Source organism: Massilia sp. Root335, from assembly GCF_001425685.1.
In the GTDB taxonomy this organism is placed as follows: Bacteria; Pseudomonadota; Gammaproteobacteria; order Burkholderiales; family Burkholderiaceae_D; genus Telluria; species Telluria luteola.
In genome coordinates, this window is record NZ_LMCY01000028.1 from 201,351 (window position 1) to 220,642 (window position 19,292).

The following is a 19,292-nucleotide window of genomic DNA, read 5'->3' on the forward strand; positions in this document are numbered from 1 at the left end:
CAGCAATTTTTCACTCACTGTGACACTGGTTTTTCACTAAGTAGTCGCAGTTTTCATGAACCAAGTCATCCGACAGTATTCGCCCGCGCACCGCGACCTCAAGGCACCGTAACGTCGAGCCGATAAACCCGCCCAGCCTCGATACCCGCGACGCGCGCCTCCGCCAGCACCACCCCGTCGCACACGACAGTCGTGCGCTCGACCGGCCCGCGCGTCACGCTGACGTCGAACGTGGCGCCGCGGAACACCCGGCGCACGCGCATGGACGGCCAGTGCGACGGCAATTGCGGATTCACGACCAGGCCCGCCGCATCGCCCTTCAGGCCGCACAGCCCTTCCACGATGCAACGGTAGACCCACGAGACGGTGCCCGTGTTGAACAGCTGGCTGGAACGGCCGGCCGTACGCGGGTATTCCTGCCACGCGCCGCGATAATAATTCGGGATGAACACGGGCAGTTGGCCGCGCTGCAGATAGTCGTCCGCGCCCGGGCCCGGGATCATCTTGCGCAGTGCGTCCCAGGCGCGGTCCGGTTCGGCGATCGTGTACAGGCTGTAGATGTAGAACACGGACGCGTGGTTGTAGACCGCGCCGTTCTCGGCCGATCCCGGATGTTTCTGCGTGACGCGTCCGACGTCTTCGCGCATCGCGCTGTACGGCGGCGCGAACATCTGGACGCCGTACGGGGTGTCGAGCTGGCCGTCGATTTCGGCGAGCATCGCGCCGCGCTGGCGCGCGTCCGGGGCGCCGCTGAGGAAGGCCCAGCTCTGCGGATTCAGGTAGATGCGGCCTTCGGCGTCAAGGCGCGTGCCGAAGACGACGTCATCGTCCGTGATGCCGCGCGCGTACCAGGCGCCGTCCCACAGGTGCAGGTTGGCGGCCGTGTTCATGTCGCGGGCGCCGGCGCGGAAGTGCTCCGTGCGCCAGTCGTCGCCGCGCGCCGCGCACACGTCGGCCCACAGGTTCAGCGCGTATGCCGCGGCCACCGTCAGCCAGCCGGACACGCCGCGTCCCTTGTAGCCCACCATGTTCATCGGATCGCACCAGTCGCCCTGTTCGATGTACGACAGGCCGCGGTGGTCGCGCTTGTGCAGCAGCCAGTCCATCGCCAGCGAGATGCGCTCGGCGGCGGTGAGCGTCACGCCGTCGGCGCCTGCGACGGGTTCGTCGAGGACTGCGTAGTCGCCCGTCTCGTCGAGATAGGCCTGCAGGCAGACGGGCAGCCACACGCAATGGTCCGTGTGCGGCACCTGGTTGATGTATTTGAGCTCGGCGCCTTCGAACAGCAGGATCCCGTCCGGCATCGCGCCGTTCGGCGCCTGCTGCGACAGCGCGTGCAGGAACGCGGCGCGGGCGACGGCCGGCTTGATGAACGCCATCCCCATGTTGTCCTGCAGGTAGTTGCGGGTCTGCGGGTCCGTGCTCAGGCGGTTCACGTCGCCGTGATAGAACACCTGGCGCGCGAGCCAGTGGTTCACGAAGTTGTCGAACGCCGCATCGGGCGTCTCGACGGTGACACAGCCCGCGCCCTGGTCCGCGTACGCGGCGTACGCGCGCGCGGCGGCGGCGAACCCCTGCGCGCTCAGGTAGCGCGCGCGCATGGCGGCGATCTCGGCGTCGTCGCGCGCGGGGCCGAACACGAAGCGGCGCGTGGCGCTCTCGCCGGCGCCCAGCGCGAGGCGGTACTGCACGGCGGCCACCGGCGTTTCGTAGCGCGCATCGCCGCCCGGCAGGCGCTCGGCGGAGAGCGCGTCCGGTGCGTGCAGGCCGCCTTCGCCCTCGAACCGGCCCTGGTTCGCTTCCCACGCGTCCGGCGCCGTCTCGCACAGCAAATACGTCTTGTCCTTGAAATCCTTGTTCTTGAAATAGTCCTGCAGCTTCTGGTACGGCGTGACGCTGCTGGCCACGATGGCCTGCAGGTCCGGGCGGTACTCGGCCGACTGGTTCATCCACGACATGTAGCCGATCGTGAAGTAGGGATACACGCTGACCTTGCGCGGACGGCCGCTCACGTTGGTGACGCTCAGGGTCCACAGCTCGGCCACGTCGTCGACCGGCAGGCCGAGGCGCAGGTCGACGCGGATGCCCAGCTTTTCCACGGTCCACGCGAGGTCGTCGCGGCCGACGGAGAATGCGAAGCGGTCGGGCGCCGCGCGCACGGGTTCGTGCGGCGCCGAGAAGATCTCACCCGTGTCCTCGTCCTTCACGTAGAAGAAGCGGCCCGGATGGTGCGCGTAATACGCCTGCTCCGGCTGCATGAAGGTCTTCGCTTCGAGATTCGGCGCATGCGAATACTTGGCCGGTTCCGGCTGCATGAACTGGGCGGTGGCGTAGCCGCGGCAGGTTATCTGGATCATCATCCGCCGGTTCCACAGGAAGCCGCCGGCGTTCGGCATGGCGGTCGGGCTGGCGAGCTCGTAGCGCGCGCCGTTCTCGGTCGGTTGCAGCATGGTGTTTCCTTGTCGTGATTTTCAGGAGGCGGTCTTGCGCGCGTCGAGTTCGGCCTGGATGCGCGCCAGCTGCCTGCCGTTCAGGTTATAGAAGCACATGACGGCCACGGCGGCGACGGCAAACGCGGCCGGGATGAAGGACATGAGCCAGACGATGCCTTCGCGCGAGCCGCTGGCCTGCACCGCGTTCGGGACGTAGCCCAGCGCCGTGAACACGGACCCGATGACGCCGACGGCGACCGCGGTGCCGAGCTTTTGCGAAAACGTGGCGGCGGCAAAGGTCATGGCCGTCGCGCGGCGGCCCGTGCGCCATTCGTTGTAGTCGGCCGTGTCGGCATACATCGAGAACGCGAGCGGCGATTTCGGCCCGAGCACGAGGCCGAGCGCGCCCTGCAGCACGAACATCAGCCCCACCTGGTCCGGCGGAACGACATAGAACGCGGCGGACAGCGCGGCGGTCGCGCTCATCAGCACGATCATGAGCGTCTTCTTGTCGACCAGGCGCGTGAGCAGCGGCGTGAGCGCGGCGCCGACCGCGGCCGCCACCATGTACGTGGGGACGAAGGTGCGCATCAGTTCCGGGCGGCCGACGACGTATTTGAAGTAATAGGCGGCGCTGGCGGTGCGCAGCGTGATCGTGACCATGATGATCAGCGCCAGGAAGAACAGCACCATCCACGGGCGGTTGCCCGCCAGGTCGCGCACGTCGCGCCACACGGCGTTCCTTTGCCCGGGCGGCGGTGCGATGCGTTCGCGCGTGTTGAAGAAGGTGAATACGAACAGCAGCGACGCGGCGACGGCCCACACCAGCATCGTCAGCTGCCAGCCGCGCCGGTCGTCGCCGGCGCCGAGCCAGCGCACCATGTCCGGCGTGGCGGCCGTCACGAGCGTGCTGCCGGCGAAGGCGAAGATGAAGCGCAGGCCGTTGATCGTGGAGCGCTGCTGCGGGTCGGCCGACATCACGCCGGACAGCGCGTTGTACGGGATGTTCACGCACGTGTAGCACACCATCATCAACAGATACGTACCGTACGCCCATGCGAGTTTCGCGTCGCCCGCGAGGCCGGGCGTCGTGTAGGTGAGGACGGCGGCGCCGGCCAGCGGCACGCACATCCACACGAGCCAGGGGCGGAACTTGCCGAAGCGGGTGTCCGTGCGGTCGGCCGCGGCGCCGATCAGCGGGTCGGTGAACGCGTTGACGATTTTAATGGCAGACATCATGGTGGCCGCGGCGGCGGCCGAGATCCCGAACGTGTCCGTGTAGTAGATCAGCAGGAAGGTGGCGACGTTGGTCCAGTAAAAATTGAACCCCATGTCGGCCACGCCGTAGGCCAGTTTTTCGCGCCAGGGCAGCGGGGCGTGCGCCGTGCCGGCGTCGGGTCCGGCGGCGGTGCGCGGGAGGGCGGCCGTCATCGGGCCGCTCCGGTGGTTGCGGCGGGATCAGGGAAAGCGGTCGGACAGGCCATCTGCGTCTCCGGTCAGGTGAATGGCGGCTCTTCGTCCGCTCGGGTGATAGCGCTAACAGCGGCGAGTATGCCGCCGCCGCGAACGCATGTCAACCGCCGGATGCGCGACCTGTCCACAAGGTCAGTCGCCCGGATACGTCACGCCGGTCTGCCTGCGGATCTCGTCCAGCACGCCCATCAGGTGCAGGGTCTGCTCGTGCGTGATGGCGGGACTTTCGATCAGGCCCGCGTTCCAGCAGCGCTGCGCCTCGATCGCTTCGTGCACGTAGCCGTTGCCCAGGTAGGGTGTGGGAATCACGCGCGGCGCCTCGTCGGCCAGCATCAGGGTGATCGTCGGCGGCCGGTGGAACGGCGCGTCGAGGCGCAGCTGGCCGTGGCGGCCGGACAAGGTGAGCAGGCCCGGCGTGCGCGCCTTCAGCGAACACGCGCACGTGGACAGCGCGCCGCCCGCGTGGCGCAGCGTGAACACGGTCTGCAGGTCGACGCCGGTGGGCCCCAGCTCGGCCTGGGCGCGCACGGCTTCCACGGCGCCCAGCAGGCAGGCCGTGATCGAGAGCGGATAGATGCCCACGTCGAGCAGGGCGCCGCCGCCGAGGGCCGGGTTGAACAGGCGCGCGTCCGGGCCGCCCGTGGCCGCGAAGCCGAAATCGGCGCTGGCCTGCGATACCTCGCCCAGCACGCCGGACGCCAGGATGCGTTTGACCTCGTCGAGGGCGGGCATGAAGCGCGTCCACATCGCCTCCATGAGGAAGACGCGGCGGCTGCGCGCCAGGGCCACGACCTGTTCGGCCTGGGCGCGGTTCAGCGCGAACGGTTTTTCGCACAGCACCCCCTTGCCGCCGGCCAGCATGGCGAGTGCGTTCTCGGCATGCATCGCGTGCGGGGTGCCGATGTAGACGAGATCGACGTCGGCGCATGCGGCCAGGCCGTCGTAGCCGGCCAGGCGCAGCGGAATGTGGAATTCGTCGGCGAATTCGACGGCCGTCGCGCGTTCGCGCGAGGCGACGGCGGCGATGGTCGCGCCGGGCGTGTCGCGCAGGGCCGTCGCGAAATCGCGGGCGATCCTGCCGGTGCCGAGGATGCCCCAGCGTACGGTGTTGGTCATGTGGTCTCTGGTCTCCATGGGAAGGAAGGGAAAAGCCGGGGTCGGCCATTCTGGAGGATGGCCGAAAAGCGGGATACCTGTCTATATTGACAGGTTATTGATAACATTTTGTTATCAATGTTTGCGCTATACTCGAAGGTGGTCCTTCATTGCACGGAAAGGGAAAGCCATGGCTGCAGAGTCCCCGCGCGCGGATGCGAGCGCATGGTGCCGGCCCCTGTTCGAAGGGACCCAGTTGTCGATGCTGGTCTGCGACCCGGTGTCGCAGGAAATCCTCGACGTCAACGACGCCATCCTCGACCTGCTCGGCTACACGCGCGGCCAGCTGCTGGCCCTGCGCCTGCCCGACCTGTACGCGCGCGGCGGACAGGAACCCGACGACCTCGGTCCCTCGACGTGCCATCTGCATTCGCACGCGCGTCGCATCGCCGGCGCCGATGGCGAAAACCATCATGCGATCCTGCAGCGCTGCGCCATCGAATACGGCGGGCGCGACGCCGTGCTGGTCGTGCTGCAGGACGTCACGCGCCACGTCGAGGCGGAGGGCGAACTGCGCGCGACCCAGAAGGAGCTGCACCGCGCCCAGGCGCTCGCCATGATCGGCAACTGGATCTGGGACGCGGCCAGCGATTCGCACGTGACGTCGTCGCCGGAAGGCTACCGCATCCTCGGCTTCAGGCCGGAGGACGCGCCCGTGTCGACGGCGGAGATCTATGCGCGCATCCACCCGGACGACCGCGCGCTGGCCGAGCGGGCGCGCGAACGGGCGCTGCACGATCCGGACTACAAGTACGACATCGAATTCCGCCTCGTCCGGCCGGACGGCGAGGTCCGCTGGCTGCATTCGGTCGCCGAGGTGAAGTACGACGCGGTGGGGCGCGCCGTCAAGATGCTGGGCCTCGTGCAGGACGTCACGGAGCGCCGCCGCGCCGAGGACAACGTGCGGCGCCTGGCCTATTACGACACGGTGACGGCCCTGCCCAACATGAACCTGTTCGAGCGCGAGGTCGAGGACCGGCTGGCCCAGTTGCGCCGCGGCGCCGGACGGGGGCGGAGCCCGGCGCGGCTGGCCTGCCTGATCGTCGACCTCGTGCGCTTCCGCGACGTCAACTACGCGCTCACGCACATGTACGGCGACGTGCTGCTGGCGCTCGTGGCGGACCGGCTGGCTGCCGTCGTCGGCCAGGCCGGCGTCGTGGCGCGCTGCGATTCGCGCTTCCCGATCGTGCTCGACGGCGCCGACGAGGACGAGGCGCGGCGCTGGGCGCAGCACCTGCTGCGCGCGCTCGAGGCGCCGTTCGCCGTCGCCGGCATCTCGTACGAGATCGGCGCGCGCATCGGCATCGCGCTCGCGCCGCTGCAGGGGCTGGACTACCACACGCTGCTGCGCAAGGCGGACATCGCGCTGTACCAGGCCGCCGGCATGGCGCGCAACGTGGCCGTGTACGTGGCCGAGGACGACCCGCACACGCCCGACCGCCTGTCCCTGATCGGCGACTTCCGCGCCGCCATCGAGTCCGGCCAGATCCAGCTGTTCTGCCAGCCCAAGGTGACGATGGCATCGCGCGACATCGTCGGCGCCGAAGCCCTCGTGCGCTGGGTCCATCCGGACAAGGGCTGCATCGGGCCGGAGACCTTCATGCCGCTGATCGAGGCGACGGACCTGATCCACGTGCTCACCCGGCACATGCTGGAGTCCAGCATCGCCCAGTGCGAGGCATGGCGCGCGCAGGGCGTGCGCCTGCCGATCGCCGTCAACCTGTCCGCGCGCGACATCGCGGCGCTGTCGCTGTCCGAACACCTGCGCGAGCTGCTCGAGCGGCACGGCTCGTGCGCGGGCCTGATCGGGCTGGAGATGACGGAGAGCAGCCTGATGCAGAATCCGGCCGAGAGCATCGCCGAACTGGAACGCCTGTCCGGCATGGGCTTCCGCCTGTACGTCGACGACTTCGGCACGGGCTACTCGTCGCTGAGCTACCTGAGCCGCCTGCCCGTGGACGTCATCAAGATCGACCACGGCTTCACGATGCAGATGATCGAGGACGGGCGCGCCGCGTCCATCGTCAAGTCGACCGTGCACCTGGCGCACGACCTCGGGATGGGCGTCGTGGCCGAGGGCGTCAGCAACGCGCGCATCTGGGATGCGCTGCTTACGCTGGGCTGCGACGAGGCGCAGGGCTTCTACGTGGCCGCGCCGATGCCGGCCGGCGAGCTGCTCGACTGGGCGCGCGCGTCGCCTTACCGCCTGCAGGGCGAACACGCGTGCGCGTGAGCGCGTGTCCGGCCGGCTGGCGAACACCTGATCAGGCAACGGATTCGCCGAACCCGCCATCCGGCGATCCGATCAGCGATTGCCGCCACTAAGCTTGATGCAGCCGTTTTCACCCGTCATGAATACATCCCGATTTTTCGCCGCGATTATTTTGTGCTGGTTTCCATTATACGGGCTCGCCTTCGATCCGACCTCAGCCGAATGTTCAGGAAGATACAAAGGTGGGAAGCGCCCAACGGCGCAAGAGATGTCGCGGATACTGGCCAAACATCTGACTTGGATCAACGATCCAGCACAGGCGCTGACCGACAAGTACATGACTCAAATATTCAGTCCCAAAAACATAAATATCATCGAGGACATGAATCTTTGTGAAGCGGATCTGTCGGACCTGGATCTCGGCGGGGTTCGACTTGATGGCGCCAATTTGACCCGGGCAAAACTTCGAGGCACGGATTTGACCGGGTCGATTTTAAATGGAGCCATTTTAAATGGCGCTTTTTTATTTCGGGCGAAGCTGGCGATGACACAATTTGTATCGGCGGATCTGATCGGTGCGGCTATCATGAATTCGGACGTGACGGATGCAAATTTTCAGGGCGCCAATCTGGACGGGGCATATTTTGATTTCGCCCCCGGTTCTGTTCCCAATATTCCTCAAATCGCGACTGCCAGCGGATTGGCCGGATTGAAGTTCAGAGAATCTCCGCACTCGTTGGTCGACTTGCGGGATGGCTTCAAGAAAGCGGGCAACCGGGACGCTGAACGCGAATTGACTTATGCCATTCGAAGGGGCGAGACAGAGCGGGCAAACATAATCGAGAGGTTATTCAATATCATTCTTTTCGACGCGACATCAAAATACGGCATGTATCCGGGGCGGCCCGTCACGTTACTGTTCGTCGGAATTGCATTGTTCACGCTTCCTTATGCGGCAGCACTAAGAATAAGAAAATACAGGCGCTCCAGAATCGGACGAAAAAAAATGGGGCGCTGTTTCAGGAGATTGCTGATATACCTGACCAGACGGCGAAGACGCGGAGGAATATGGAAGATCTGGGACGCCGATCGGCTATTGGACCGCGCTCAGCCTGGCTCAGGGACTGCGGCGCGCGTACAACGTCGCGCGCGACGTCCCGCGAAATCCGGTATGGCACCAAAACCGCTCGACGAAAAGTCCCGCTTGTTCCTGACCGGATTCAAGGCGCTCCGCTACGGTTTTTATTTCAGCATTTTGTCCGCATTTCACTTCGGTTGGCGCGATATCAATGTCGGAAGCTGGATAGTTCGAATTCAACCCAGCGAATTCACTCTAAAGGCGTCCGACTGGGTGAGAACGTTATCAGGCATACAATCGTTAATTAGCGTTTATTTATTGGCGCTATGGGCACTAACCTATTTTGGCCGACCATTTGAATAAACGATATGAAATACACATGTTTCTGGTCTCATGCTGTGCGCTCAGGCGATCGATCCCGGCCGGACTGGCGTCTGCACCTCTAGGTTCGCGCCCGCCACGACGGGCTCCGATGGGGTAGCATGTCCCGGTCGTTGCCGGATGGGCAAGCGACGGCGGGGCGCCGGCTGGCGGCGCGGTGGCGGACGACAAGGAGAGAGCATGGCCAAGGTACTGGTGCTGTATTACTCGACGTATGGACACATCGAACAGATGGCGCACGCGCTGGCGGAAGGCGCCCGCGCGGCGGGGGCGGCCGTCGACGTCAAACGGGTGGCGGAGACGGTGCCCGACGACGTCGCCCGCAACGGCCACTTCAAGCTGGATCAACCCGCGCCCGTCGCGACGGTGGACGAGCTGCCCGGCTACGACGCCATCGTGATCGGCGCGCCCACGCGCTACGGCCGCATGCCGTCGCAGATGGCGGCGTTCCTCGACCAGACGGGCGGGCTGTGGGCGAAGGGCGCGTTGAACGGCAAGGTCGGCGCCGCGTTCACGTCGACGGCGACCCAGCACGGCGGCCAGGAGACGACCCTGTTCTCGATCGTGACCAACCTGCTGCACTTCGGGATGGTGGTCGTGGGCCTGCCGTACAGCTTCGCGGGCCAGATGACGCTGGACGAGGTCACGGGCTGCAGCCCCTACGGCGCCAGCACGATCGCGGGCGGCCAGGGCCAGCGCCAGCCCAGCAAGAATGAACTGGACGGCGCGCGCTTCCAGGGCGACCTCGTTGCGAAGACGGCGATCAAGCTGTTCGGCTAGACCTCAAGCTGGATCTAGTAGAAAAGGTACCGCTCTACGCCTAATATACATTTGCCTTTAAAACGAGCGCAAACTGCTAACGAAATTAATTGACGACGTTTCCGAAAAGCGCTGTTACGGCATGTTAAGCAAACCACCTTTTATACGAGGACAACTTTGTATGGCTAAGTAGCTACGCCGAGCGGCAATAGTGTACGCGATAACGTATCAGTCCGCTTTGATGCGACACATTCCTGCGCCGGCGGCTTAGGCAAATATGTGTAGATGTAGTTAAAGAATTAAGTTCGCAACTCTCAATAGTGGTTCTCATAGAAGGCAGTCCCTAGTCTTTGCCATTGACTGGACTTGAATTGCGCAAAATCGAATGAGGTAACTGATTGGAGTTTCTTATCGTGCGCGGCACGTGACAATTCGTGCCCGTTCTCGATAATTTTTCTAAGGCACACTATTAAGCCGTTTAGAGCAGTGGGTGATAGTAAAGGCGAGCGGGTCTTTTCATCCAAATCCCAGCCGGCTGAGCCATACTTCAATTTAACGGCAAGAATAAAATCGTTCAGCGCCGACGTGCAAAACTGAACATACTCCTCAATAAGATCCTGCCGCGAATGTGCTTGCTTATCTTTCAGCTTAAGTTTTTCTGCGTTGTTCCAGCGCGAAAAAAAACTGTCGTTGCCGTCGAGTTTCACAATCGGACGCAGGCCGTACGCTACAATTGATGAGGTCTTGATTTTGTTCGGCGAATCAAAATAATTTGTCTGCAACATCCCTCGCAAAGGACCATGTTTTGATAGCTCTTGAATCACACGTTTGGATATCGCAATGCCTGATGCAGGACGTATAATGACCTCAATATCGTGTTTTAGGGACGAGCGCGCGCGGGCTTGGTTGTCATTGATCTCTAAGAATAATTTCGCTTCGAAGCTCCGTCGGTTCGCTTCGGTATAACCCGACGGATAAACAATTCCCGTTACCATGAGATTTTGCTTCTTACGCAAAACTTTAATTTGATCCTCGTATTTGTCGCTACCCTCATGGTAGCAAAAAACGCGATGTTGCCCATCCACGAGTCCAATTGTATCGAATCCGTCGGGTATTTGAACTTTAACTTCTTTGACTCGTGTGAGTTCTTGAGGCTTTATATTGGTTCCGTTAGTGCCGACTTCATTAAGCACAGTGTCTGAGGGCAATGTTACGATAATGTTGTTAACAAAAACCCGTTTTTCTTCCACCAAATATCGGCGCATTTGACGAATTTTTTTAGCCAACAGAATCCGTTGATATAGATGCGCGCCGTCTCGCCATCCATCTCGTCTAAGTACATATGCGCGGTTGATCAATCTCTCTGGATCTGCGTAAAATGAGACGATTTTAAAATTTTTTGGATAACTGCTGTTTCCGTCTGGTAGCAAAAATCCCTCATATGTCAGTGGGGATGTGCTGTTCGTTATCGAGGCTTCGCCAACCTGATTGAAATCCAATTTCAAATATTTAAAAAATTCGATACGCGCGGAACGCTCGACAGTCCGAACGAGTGCCTGGAAATACTTGGCGACAGCGCCGTAGCTAAATGTGACCTCGGGAAGTAACTGAATGAGTTCATCGGAAGGATCAGATTTGCTAGCATAAATTATGCGCGAAACGTACGCGGCATCTGGATAAATGGGATTTAACGCGGCCGCAAATCCGTTGAATTTTTGTTTCGCGAAATCGAGAAATGCCGGCAAATCGTCGTTGATTAAATCGTAAAGAGGTTTTTTCTTAAGAAGATGTGCGGAGCTGGATTTTCCGACAGTAAATTCGACAATTAGAATGACGTTTTCGTAAATGAATAGGCCATCAATTTCTCCGGTTCTTCCCTTGAAATTGAACTCTTTTCCATCGCAATGTATCGAACTAAAGCCCAAGCCTTTAAACAAGCTTGTATAGGATCGAGCGTGAAAACGTTTCTCTTTTGCGTGAATTTGCTCGGCTGTCAGGGGTGCCTTCTGCTTTGTCGCGATTTTCCGAATAATACGTTTCTTTTTAATTGGCTTCGATTCCATTTAAGCTTGTTCCGTTAATATTATTCAGTCAAAGGAGCAGCGAAATGTGCGGGGCGCTTGGCCACCGCTTCGCCCGCGGTGGGTACGTACACCGGAACATCTGGACGAAGTTTAACGCTTCCTGCAACAGCTTCTTTTAGTCTTGTCTCGGCTATCTCGGCATATTTCGGATTTAGCTCAGCACCAATGTAGCGGCGATTTTCTACGAGCGCAGCAACCCCTGAAGATGCTACGCCCGAAAATGGGTCAAAAATAAGATCTCCGGGGGTCGTTAGTGCTTTTATCATTCGTTGTGCAAGTCCCACCGGGAACTGGCACGGGTGATCGAGTTTCTCGACATGATTAGATTTAACATTTGGAATATCCCAAACGTCCGACGGATTTTTACCCTTTGGATTTCCGCTATATTCACCTTTTCTAGGGCCGCGGTTCGCTCGTTTTCCAGGGTATTTTTGTGGAATCCTCACATCGTCAAGATTAAACGAAAACTTGTCGCCCTTTGAGAACCAAAGAATTGTTTCATGTCTACCACTAAATCTATTGGCGCAGTGAAGCCCATGACCAAATGTCCAGATTATTCGGTTGCGCAAAACTAATTCAGGGAATTTTCTAAACGCTTCATAGACTAAAAAGTCCAGCGGAGTAACTATTCCGTCTTTAACGTGGTATCCAACCTGCCAACAGATGCTGCCGCCGTCTTTTGTGATGCGAACGAGTTCTGGCACGAGAGCCTCGTGCGCGGCCACAAAATCGTCAAGTGTGTTTCCCGATTCGTACTCTTTATCCATAGCGTATGGAGGGGACGTAATCGTCAATGCGACAGAAGAGGACGGAATCTTTTTGATGAGATCCACGCAGTCACCGACAAACAAGGTCGACGTGGCCGACGTAGCATCTGCCCGGCGAGCTGCTGCCGCGGCGGATTTGTATAGCATAATGGCAATTCCCTGATGAATGTTCGTTTATTATAGAGAATTTATCATTCGCGCAACATCAATTTTTGCCTCTGGGCATCGCTGTCACGTGGTGTCAGCGCGACTGCTCTCGTATTCGCCCAGGTCTTCGGTGCGAAATGCCGGGTCAGCGTTACCCAGCGTTGTGGCTATATCGCGGTCAATGAGCAGTACAACAGCGAGCTACAATTGAAAATTTAGTTGGATTTGCGCCGCTAATTGTAGTTCCGCGCGTCCTGCCCAGTTAGCCGACGTGTTTACGGATATTGATCGTTGCGGCACGCGGGTGCTAGACCTTCATCGGCAGGATGATCATCTGCAGGCCGTCGAAATGCAGGCGGCGCTGGATGGTGAGGGCCGCCTGGTTGTGCAGCAGCCGCGTGAACAGGTTATCGCGCTGGAACACCAGGCGGCTCGTGAAGAACACGGCGTGCGGGAATTCGCCGGCGAGGTCGCGGCACATGTCCGTCAGGGTCGCGACGGCATCCGTGCCGAACCCGAGGCGCGACGTGGCGGGAATGCCGTGGCTGCGGCAGAAGCCCACGAAATCGTCCAGCGTGGCGTGCGCCTTCGTCTTGAGGATGTCGATCGCGCCGTCGCCCCCGTAGGCATGCGCGTCGACGGTGCGGGCGGACACGAACACGACGTTCTTGAAATGGCCGGGAAACATGCGCTGCACCCACAACAGCGCATGCAGGCCGCCGCCGCGCGAGCTGCCGACGATGAACACGGCCGTCGGCGCGTCCGGTTGCGGCGCCGGCGTGTCCGTGCACTGGCCCGGCGGCTGGGCGGCGAACACGCGGTCGACGTCGTCGAGGCGCTTGCGCGTGTCCGCATAGTGGGCGCGCACCGCGAGGCACAGGGCGACGACGAGACCGGTCAGCAGGATCGTGACCCAGCCGCCTTCCATGAATTTTTCGACGATGGTCACGACGAGGATGCTCGCGGTGACGGCAAGGCCGCACAGCGACAGCAGCAGGCGGCGCAGCCAGCCGGCGTCGCCGCGGTGGCGCAGCCAGTAGCGGCACAGGCCCAGCAGCGACATGCTGAACGTGAGGAACACGTTGATGCTGTACAGGACGACGAGCAGGTCCACGCGGCCGCCGCTGGCCAGCAGCACGAGGGCGGCGGCAAGGCCGAGCAGCAGCACGCCGTTCTGCGTGACGAGGCGGCTGGAGAGATAGCGGAACTGGTGCGGCACCCACGAATCCTGCGCCATGTTCGCCAGCACCGCGGGACCGCCCAGGAAACCGGTGTTCGCGGCGACCAGCAGCAGGCCCGCTTCGCAGGCGAGCGTCGCGGCCAGCATCACGCCGAGCACCGGGCCATCGAGCCCGGCATGCTGCAGGATGGCGCGGAAGGCGACCGCGTTCAGCGTCTGGCCGGCCCGCGGCGCCGCATTCCACAGCAGGTACAGGAAGATGATGCCGCCCGCCGTGAAGGCCAGGCTGCACGCCATGTACAGCATCGTCATGCGGCCCGTGCGCACGCGCGGCTCGGCCAGCGCGTTCACGTTGTTCGACACGGCCTCGATGCCGGTGTAGGTGCCGCCGCCCAGCGAATACGCTTTCAGCAGCAGGGCGAGCGTGAAGATCCACGAGGTCTGGCCGGCGAGGGCCGTCGTCTCGTGCAGCGTGTCGGGCAGCAGGGCGGGGATGTGGGCGGCCTGCACGCCGATGCCGTACACGATCAGGAGCGCATGCGTGGCGACGAAGCCGAGGAAGATCGGCAGCAGCACCCGGATCGATTCCTTCACGCCGCGCAGGTTCAGCCACAGCAGCAGCACGACGAGGCCGAGCTCCGTGCCCAGCTTCCAGCCCTGGAACGCGAGGGGCAGCAGCGAGAACAGGGCGTCGACGCCGCTCGCGATCGAGATCGCGACCGTGAGCACGTAGTCGACGACGAGCGCGGCCCCGGAGACGAGGCCGGCGTGCGGTCCGAGCAGGACGGAGGCGATGCGGTAGCCGCCGCCGCCGGTCGGGAACAGTTCGATCACCTGGTTGTAGGCGAACGCGATGACGAAGACGGTGGCCGCCGTCGCGAGGGCGAGATACAGGCCGAAATGGGCGTGCCCGCCCAGCGCCTTGAAGGCTTCTTCCGGACCGTAGGCCGACGACGACAGGCCGTCGGCGCCGAGGCCGACCCAGGCGAGAAAGGCGGCGAGGGTGAGGGAATGGCGGGTGTCCTGGCGCAGCGGGTCGAGGGGCCGGCCGAGCAGGGCGGTGCGCAGGTTCGAGAGAGTGGATGCCATGGGTGGGTGCGGTTGATGGAACAAGGCTGTCACGATAGGCCGGCGCGCCGAAAATTGTCGTAAAGGGTGGGCGGGCACGTGTAAACATCGCGTAAACGCGGCCGATTTTTATGCCGCTTTTACGGGCGATCGCTTACCATCCACGCATGCAGAGTTACGAATCGACGTCATCTTCAGGCTGCGGCGCGGCGGTCGCCGTGCTGCGCGCGGATGCCTGCGACGAGCGCACCGTCGCCTTTGCCGCCCGCCTGGCGGCGCTCGCCCAGGCGCCGTGGCACGCCGTGCTCGTCGAGAACGCGCAGACGCGCCGCCGCGGCGAAGCGGCGCGCCTGCGCACGCTCGAACTACTGCGCGCCGCGCAGGCCCGGGGCGCGGTCACGGCCGTGCTGGAAGGGCACGATGCGGCGGCGGTCGTCGCCGGCTATGCGCGCCGCCACGGCTGCGCCACGGTCGTGCTGGCGCGCGAGCGCGCGTCCGCGTGGTGGCACACGCCGTTCGCGCGCCGGCTGGCACGGGCGGCGCCGGGGCTGGATCTGGTCGAGGTCGCGGCGCCGCCATCGGATCGCGCCGCCCCAGCCGCCGGCCACGCGCCGGATGCGCCCGCGGACACGCCGCCCGCGCCGCGCCGCTACCTGGCCGCCGTCGGCGCCAGCCTGGGCACGGCGCTCGTGGCGCTGCCGCTGCTGCCGCTGCTGGACGTCGCCAACGTCGGCATGCTGTTCCTGCTGACGGTGGTGCTCGTCGCGATCAGGCTCGGGCGCGGTCCCGCGATCGCGGCGACGCTGGTCGGCTTTTGCGCGCTGGTGCTCGCGGCGCCGCGCCACCGCTACGACGTCAGCGAATTCAAATACACCGTCGCGCTGGGCGTGATGCTGGCCGTCGGCTGGATCACGGCGCGCCTGACGTCGGACCTGCGCGAACAGGCGCAGGCCGCCATCGGACGCGAGGCCCGCACCCGCGCGCTGTACGAATTCGCGCGCGCGCTGTCCGTCGCGCTGCAGACGGAGCAGGTGTTCGAGATCACCCGCCGCTTCCTCGCGCGCAGCTTCGACGCCGGCGCCGCGATCCTGCTGCCGGACGATGCCGGCCGCCTGCTCTGGCCCGAACCGGGTGCCGACGCGGAAGCGAAGGCGCCGGTGCTGAGCGTACTGGACATGGCGGCCGCGCAGTGGGCGTTCGACCACGCGGCGCCGGCCGGCGCGGGGACGGCCACGCTGCCCAGCAATCCATTCCTGTACCTGCCGCTGCTGGCGCCGATGCGTTCGCGCGGCGTGCTGGCCGTGCGCGTGCCCGACGTCGCGGCGCTGCTCGTGCCGGAGCGGCGCGAACTGCTCGATGCATTCGCGGCGCTGGCCGCCATCGCGCTGGAACGGGTGCACTACGTCGACGTGGCGCAGGACGCCGTCGTGCGCATGGAGGGCGAGCGCCTGCGCAATTCGCTGCTGGCGGCGCTGTCGCACGACCTGCGCACGCCGCTGACGGGGCTCGTCGGCCTGTCCGAATCGCTGACCTTGTCCCGTCCACCGCTCGCCGCCGCGCAGATGGAACTGGCGCATGCCCTGCGCGACGAGGCGCGGCGCATGAGCACCCTCGTCGCCAACCTGCTCGACATGGCGCGCATCCAGAGCGGCGGCGTGACACTCAACCTGCAGTGGCAGGTGGTCGAGGAGACGATCGGCAGCGCCCTGCGCGCCTGCCGCTGGCAGCTGGACGGACGCACGGTCGAGACGCGCATCCCGCGCGGCCTGCCGCTCGTGCGTTTCGACGCCACCCTGCTCGAACGCGTGCTGTGCAACCTGCTGGAAAACGCGGGCAAGTACACGCCGCCCGGCGCCCGCGTGACGATCGCCGCGCGCGCGGAGGACGGCCGGCTGCTGGTCGCCGTGTGCGACGACGGCCCGGGCCTGCCGGCCGGACGCGAGGACGCGCTGTTCGAAAAATTCGTGCGCGGCCGGCAGGAATCCCCGATCGCCGGGGTCGGCCTCGGGCTGGCGATCTGCCGCGCGATCGTCGAAGCCCACGGCGGCGCCATGCAGGCCTGGAACCAGCCGGATGCCGGCGCCTGCTTCGAATTCTCGTTGGCCCTGGGCGAGCCGCCGCCGCTCCCGGAGGCCGACCTCGAACCCCACGACACCGACACCGACACCGACAAGCATGAGCATTGAACCCGCCGCACCCGTCGCCCTCATCGTCGAGGACGAGCCGCAGATCCGCCGTTTCGTGCGCATGGCCCTGGAAGGCGAGGGCTGGATCGTGCACCAGTCCGAGACCCTCAAGCGGGGCCTGATCGACGCCGGCACGCGCACGCCGGACCTCATCATCCTCGACCTCGGCCTGCCCGACGGCGACGGCCTGCAACTGATCCGCGACGTGCGCGGCTGGAGTCCCGTGCCGATCATCGTCCTGTCCGCGCGCATCGACGAAGCGGACAAGATCACCGCGCTGGACGCCGGCGCGGACGACTATCTGACGAAGCCGTTCGGCATCGGCGAACTGCTCGCGCGTGTGCGCGCGGCGCTGCGCCGGCAGCACAAGGCCGGCGGCGAGACGTCGGCGCGGATCGCGTTCGGCCGGGTGGAGGTCGACCTGCACAAGCGCACGGTCCAGCGCGACGGCCAGCCGGTCCACCTGACGCCGACGGAATACAAGCTGCTGTCGGTGCTGCTCGCCAACCTGGGCCGCGTCGTCACCGCGCCGCAGCTGCTGCGCGAGGTGTGGGGGCCGTCGAACGCGGACAACGGCCATTACGTGCGCATCTACATGGGGCACCTGCGCCAGAAACTCGAGGACGATCCGGCGCAGCCGCGGCACCTGCTGACGGAGACGGCAGTTGGTTACAGGTTACAGCCATGATAGCGTTATTGTGTTAAATAAAACATGCATATATGAAATTATTTCAATATTCTGGTTATAATATTAAGTTGTACCAACTGTTTTCAACTTGACAAGAAAGACGACCAGGAATGATGAAAAAGACATTTGCAGCGCTGGCGATCGCCGCCGCTTTTCTCCCGCTCGCCGCCGCGCAGGCGGCCACGGTCAGCTATACCGACAGCAAGGCGCTGACCACGACCAACTGGACCGATGCCCTGTCGTTTTCCAAATTCGACACGAGCCTGGGCACGCTGACGTCGATCCGTTTCGACCTGAGCGGCGTCGTGCAGGGCATCGGCAACGCCGAAAGCCTGGATTCGTCGGCGTCCACCGTGAAACTGACGCTGGGCTCCCTGCTGGGCCTGACCCGTCCCGACAACAGCACGCTGGTGGTGACGAACCCGGTGTTCAGCCAGACCTTCGATTTCAGCGCCTTCGATAACGCGGTCAACTTCGACGGCACCTCGGGCGGCACCACCGGCAGCGTGTCGGCGACTGGCTCGGACTTCTTCGTTTCCAGCAGCGCCAGCGATTTCGCGCTGTTCTCGGCACTGGGCGGCGGCATGATCGATCTGGGCCTGAACGCCGTCGGCAATTCCAGCGGCACGGGCTCGGGTAACCTGATCACGCAATTCAACACGGCGGCATCGGGCGTGGCGAAAGTCACCTATACGTACACGCCGACGGTGGCCGTTCCCGAGCCGGCCAGCCTGGCACTGGTGTTCGGCGGCCTGGGCCTGCTGGGCGCGACGCGCCGCCGCAACAAGAAGGCTTGACGGCTGGTCAGGGCGCCGCCCGCCGCAGCGCGGGATCGCCCTGCAATGCGAGCGGCATTGCCCTGGCCCAGCGGTTGGCGGACAGCGAAAACGTCAGCGCGCGCACCTGGTGATACCACCCGGCCGGCACGTACAGCATGTCGCCGGGAGTGACGATGCACTCGATGAGCGTCGCCTGGCGGGCGAGCGGAAAGCGTTCGAAATCCGGATGCTCCGGGTCGAAGGGCGAGCCGACCAGCACCGGGTTCGCCTCGCGCGGGTACAGGAATTCGTCGTGGTGCGGCGGCGCGAGGAAGATCCGCTTGGTGCCCCACACCTGCGCGAAGATGTTGTCGTCGTAATCGCAATGCAGGGGCGTGACCGTGCCGGCGGGGCCGAGCCAGAAGCGCGGTGGTCCCATCTTGCCGAAATAGCCGGGCCAGTGGCACATCCCGTTCAATTCATTGATTTCCAGGTTGCCGACGTACGGCGGCAGCGCGTCCGTGCCGGCCGCCACGAGATCCAGGTAGGCGCGCATCGACATGTCCCGCATCGCGCGGTCGGGCGCGAACGCCGTGTTGATGTAGTCGCCCGTGCGGGCCCGCACGGGGACGTCGCCGAAACGGTCGCGCAGCATGTCCGGCGTGACGGCGCACAGGGGCCAGCGGCCCACCACGCCCGTGATCATGAACGGCAGGCCGCGTGCCGCCTGCGCCTGGAATGCGGCGCGGTCCAGGGTCTTGAAGCGCGCGACGGCGGCGGGCGGCGCCAGTGTGCGTGACGCGTCACGGATGGCGTCGCGCATGGCGGCGATCGATGTGACGCCGCGTACGTCGGCGGCTTTGCGTGCGCGTGCGTCCGGCTGTTCCGCCGGCGCGGGAGAGGGGTGTGAGGTGGTGGTCACCG

13 protein-coding genes are annotated in these 19,292 nt (G+C 63.9%); 6 read left to right on the forward strand and 7 right to left on the reverse strand.

The annotated features are described in order from the left end of the window. Positions 1 to 98: 98 nt before the first annotated feature. From ASC93_RS16670 to ASC93_RS16680, 3 genes are all read right to left on the reverse strand, one after another. The gene (locus tag ASC93_RS16670) at positions 99 to 2,450 is read right to left on the reverse strand and encodes a glycosyl hydrolase family 65 protein (RefSeq protein ID WP_056444453.1); all 2,352 of its coding nucleotides are present in this window, start codon (positions 2,448 to 2,450) and stop codon (positions 99 to 101) included. 21 nt (positions 2,451 to 2,471) lie between these two features. After that, positions 2,472 to 3,863, reverse strand: a complete 1,392-nt coding sequence (locus ASC93_RS16675) for an MFS transporter (RefSeq protein WP_056444456.1) — start codon at positions 3,861 to 3,863, stop codon at positions 2,472 to 2,474. 174 nt (positions 3,864 to 4,037) lie between these two features. Continuing rightward, positions 4,038 to 5,021, reverse strand: coding sequence for a Gfo/Idh/MocA family protein (locus ASC93_RS16680; protein ID WP_056444459.1), 984 nt, complete (start codon positions 5,019 to 5,021; stop codon positions 4,038 to 4,040). A 169-nt stretch (positions 5,022 to 5,190) separates the two neighbouring features. Between ASC93_RS16680 and ASC93_RS16685 the strand changes: the two genes are divergently transcribed. The 3 genes from ASC93_RS16685 to wrbA all read left to right on the forward strand — a co-directional run bounded on the left by ASC93_RS16685 (position 5,191) and on the right by wrbA (position 9,511). Then, on the forward strand, positions 5,191 to 7,293 hold the full coding sequence (locus ASC93_RS16685) for a bifunctional diguanylate cyclase/phosphodiesterase (RefSeq protein ID WP_162251907.1): 2,103 nt from the start codon (positions 5,191 to 5,193) through the stop codon (positions 7,291 to 7,293). A gap of 118 nt (positions 7,294 to 7,411) precedes the next feature. Then, positions 7,412 to 8,713, forward strand: coding sequence for a pentapeptide repeat-containing protein (locus ASC93_RS29990; RefSeq protein WP_162251909.1), 1,302 nt, complete (start codon positions 7,412 to 7,414; stop codon positions 8,711 to 8,713). A 198-nt stretch (positions 8,714 to 8,911) separates the two neighbouring features. Beyond that, entirely contained in the window at positions 8,912 to 9,511 is a 600-nt protein-coding gene (gene wrbA / locus ASC93_RS16690; protein WP_056444465.1) for an NAD(P)H:quinone oxidoreductase, read from the forward strand. A 293-nt stretch (positions 9,512 to 9,804) separates the two neighbouring features. Here the strand turns inward: wrbA and ASC93_RS29995 are convergent, their stop codons facing one another. The 3 genes from ASC93_RS29995 to ASC93_RS16700 all read right to left on the reverse strand — a co-directional run bounded on the left by ASC93_RS29995 (position 9,805) and on the right by ASC93_RS16700 (position 14,757). After that, positions 9,805 to 11,553 (reverse strand): DGQHR domain-containing protein, encoded by a 1,749-nt coding sequence (locus ASC93_RS29995; RefSeq protein WP_082548102.1) that lies wholly within the window; start codon positions 11,551 to 11,553, stop codon positions 9,805 to 9,807. A gap of 20 nt (positions 11,554 to 11,573) precedes the next feature. Then, the gene (locus tag ASC93_RS30000; RefSeq protein ID WP_200958350.1) at positions 11,574 to 12,407 is read right to left on the reverse strand and encodes a site-specific DNA-methyltransferase; all 834 of its coding nucleotides are present in this window, start codon (positions 12,405 to 12,407) and stop codon (positions 11,574 to 11,576) included. A 388-nt stretch (positions 12,408 to 12,795) separates the two neighbouring features. Then, positions 12,796 to 14,757, reverse strand: coding sequence for an APC family permease (locus ASC93_RS16700; protein WP_056444471.1), 1,962 nt, complete (start codon positions 14,755 to 14,757; stop codon positions 12,796 to 12,798). A 146-nt stretch (positions 14,758 to 14,903) separates the two neighbouring features. Here ASC93_RS16700 and ASC93_RS16705 point away from each other — a divergent pair, with 146 nt between their 5' ends. The 3 genes from ASC93_RS16705 (at position 14,904) to ASC93_RS32190 (ending at position 18,407) form a co-directional block, all read left to right on the forward strand. Continuing rightward, positions 14,904 to 16,922: an ATP-binding protein gene (locus tag ASC93_RS16705; protein ID WP_056444474.1), complete on the forward strand. Its 2,019-nt coding sequence runs from the start codon at positions 14,904 to 14,906 to the stop codon at positions 16,920 to 16,922. Continuing rightward, positions 16,912 to 17,610 carry a two-component system response regulator KdpE gene (kdpE, locus tag ASC93_RS16710; RefSeq protein WP_056444478.1) on the forward strand — a complete coding sequence of 233 codons (699 nt, stop codon included), beginning with the start codon at positions 16,912 to 16,914 and terminating at the stop codon, positions 17,608 to 17,610. The genes ASC93_RS16705 and kdpE overlap by 11 nt, the downstream gene beginning before the upstream one ends. Positions 17,611 to 17,723: 113 nt before the next feature. Next, positions 17,724 to 18,407, forward strand: a complete 684-nt coding sequence (locus tag ASC93_RS32190) for a choice-of-anchor E domain-containing protein (RefSeq protein WP_229412758.1) — start codon at positions 17,724 to 17,726, stop codon at positions 18,405 to 18,407. A 7-nt stretch (positions 18,408 to 18,414) separates the two neighbouring features. Here the strand turns inward: ASC93_RS32190 and ASC93_RS16720 are convergent, their stop codons facing one another. Next, positions 18,415 to 19,290, reverse strand: coding sequence for a cupin-like domain-containing protein (locus tag ASC93_RS16720; protein ID WP_056444484.1), 876 nt, complete (start codon positions 19,288 to 19,290; stop codon positions 18,415 to 18,417). Positions 19,291 to 19,292 lie beyond the last annotated feature (2 nt).

Coding starts and splice junctions, on each gene's coding strand:
- ASC93_RS16670 (WP_056444453.1), bottom strand. CDS start 2,450: ATGCTGCAACCGACCGAGAACGGCGCGCGCTACGAGCTCGCCAGCCCG.
- ASC93_RS16675 (WP_056444456.1), bottom strand. CDS start 3,863: ATGACGGCCGCCCTCCCGCGCACCGCCGCCGGACCCGACGCCGGCACG.
- ASC93_RS16680 (WP_056444459.1), bottom strand. CDS start 5,021: ATGACCAACACCGTACGCTGGGGCATCCTCGGCACCGGCAGGATCGCC.
- ASC93_RS16685 (WP_162251907.1), top strand. CDS start 5,191: ATGGCTGCAGAGTCCCCGCGCGCGGATGCGAGCGCATGGTGCCGGCCC.
- ASC93_RS29990 (WP_162251909.1), top strand. CDS start 7,412: ATGAATACATCCCGATTTTTCGCCGCGATTATTTTGTGCTGGTTTCCA.
- wrbA (WP_056444465.1), top strand. CDS start 8,912: ATGGCCAAGGTACTGGTGCTGTATTACTCGACGTATGGACACATCGAA.
- ASC93_RS29995 (WP_082548102.1), bottom strand. CDS start 11,553: ATGGAATCGAAGCCAATTAAAAAGAAACGTATTATTCGGAAAATCGCG.
- ASC93_RS16700 (WP_056444471.1), bottom strand. CDS start 14,757: ATGGCATCCACTCTCTCGAACCTGCGCACCGCCCTGCTCGGCCGGCCC.
- ASC93_RS16705 (WP_056444474.1), top strand. CDS start 14,904: ATGCAGAGTTACGAATCGACGTCATCTTCAGGCTGCGGCGCGGCGGTC.
- kdpE (WP_056444478.1), top strand. CDS start 16,912: ATGAGCATTGAACCCGCCGCACCCGTCGCCCTCATCGTCGAGGACGAG.
- ASC93_RS32190 (WP_229412758.1), top strand. CDS start 17,724: ATGAAAAAGACATTTGCAGCGCTGGCGATCGCCGCCGCTTTTCTCCCG.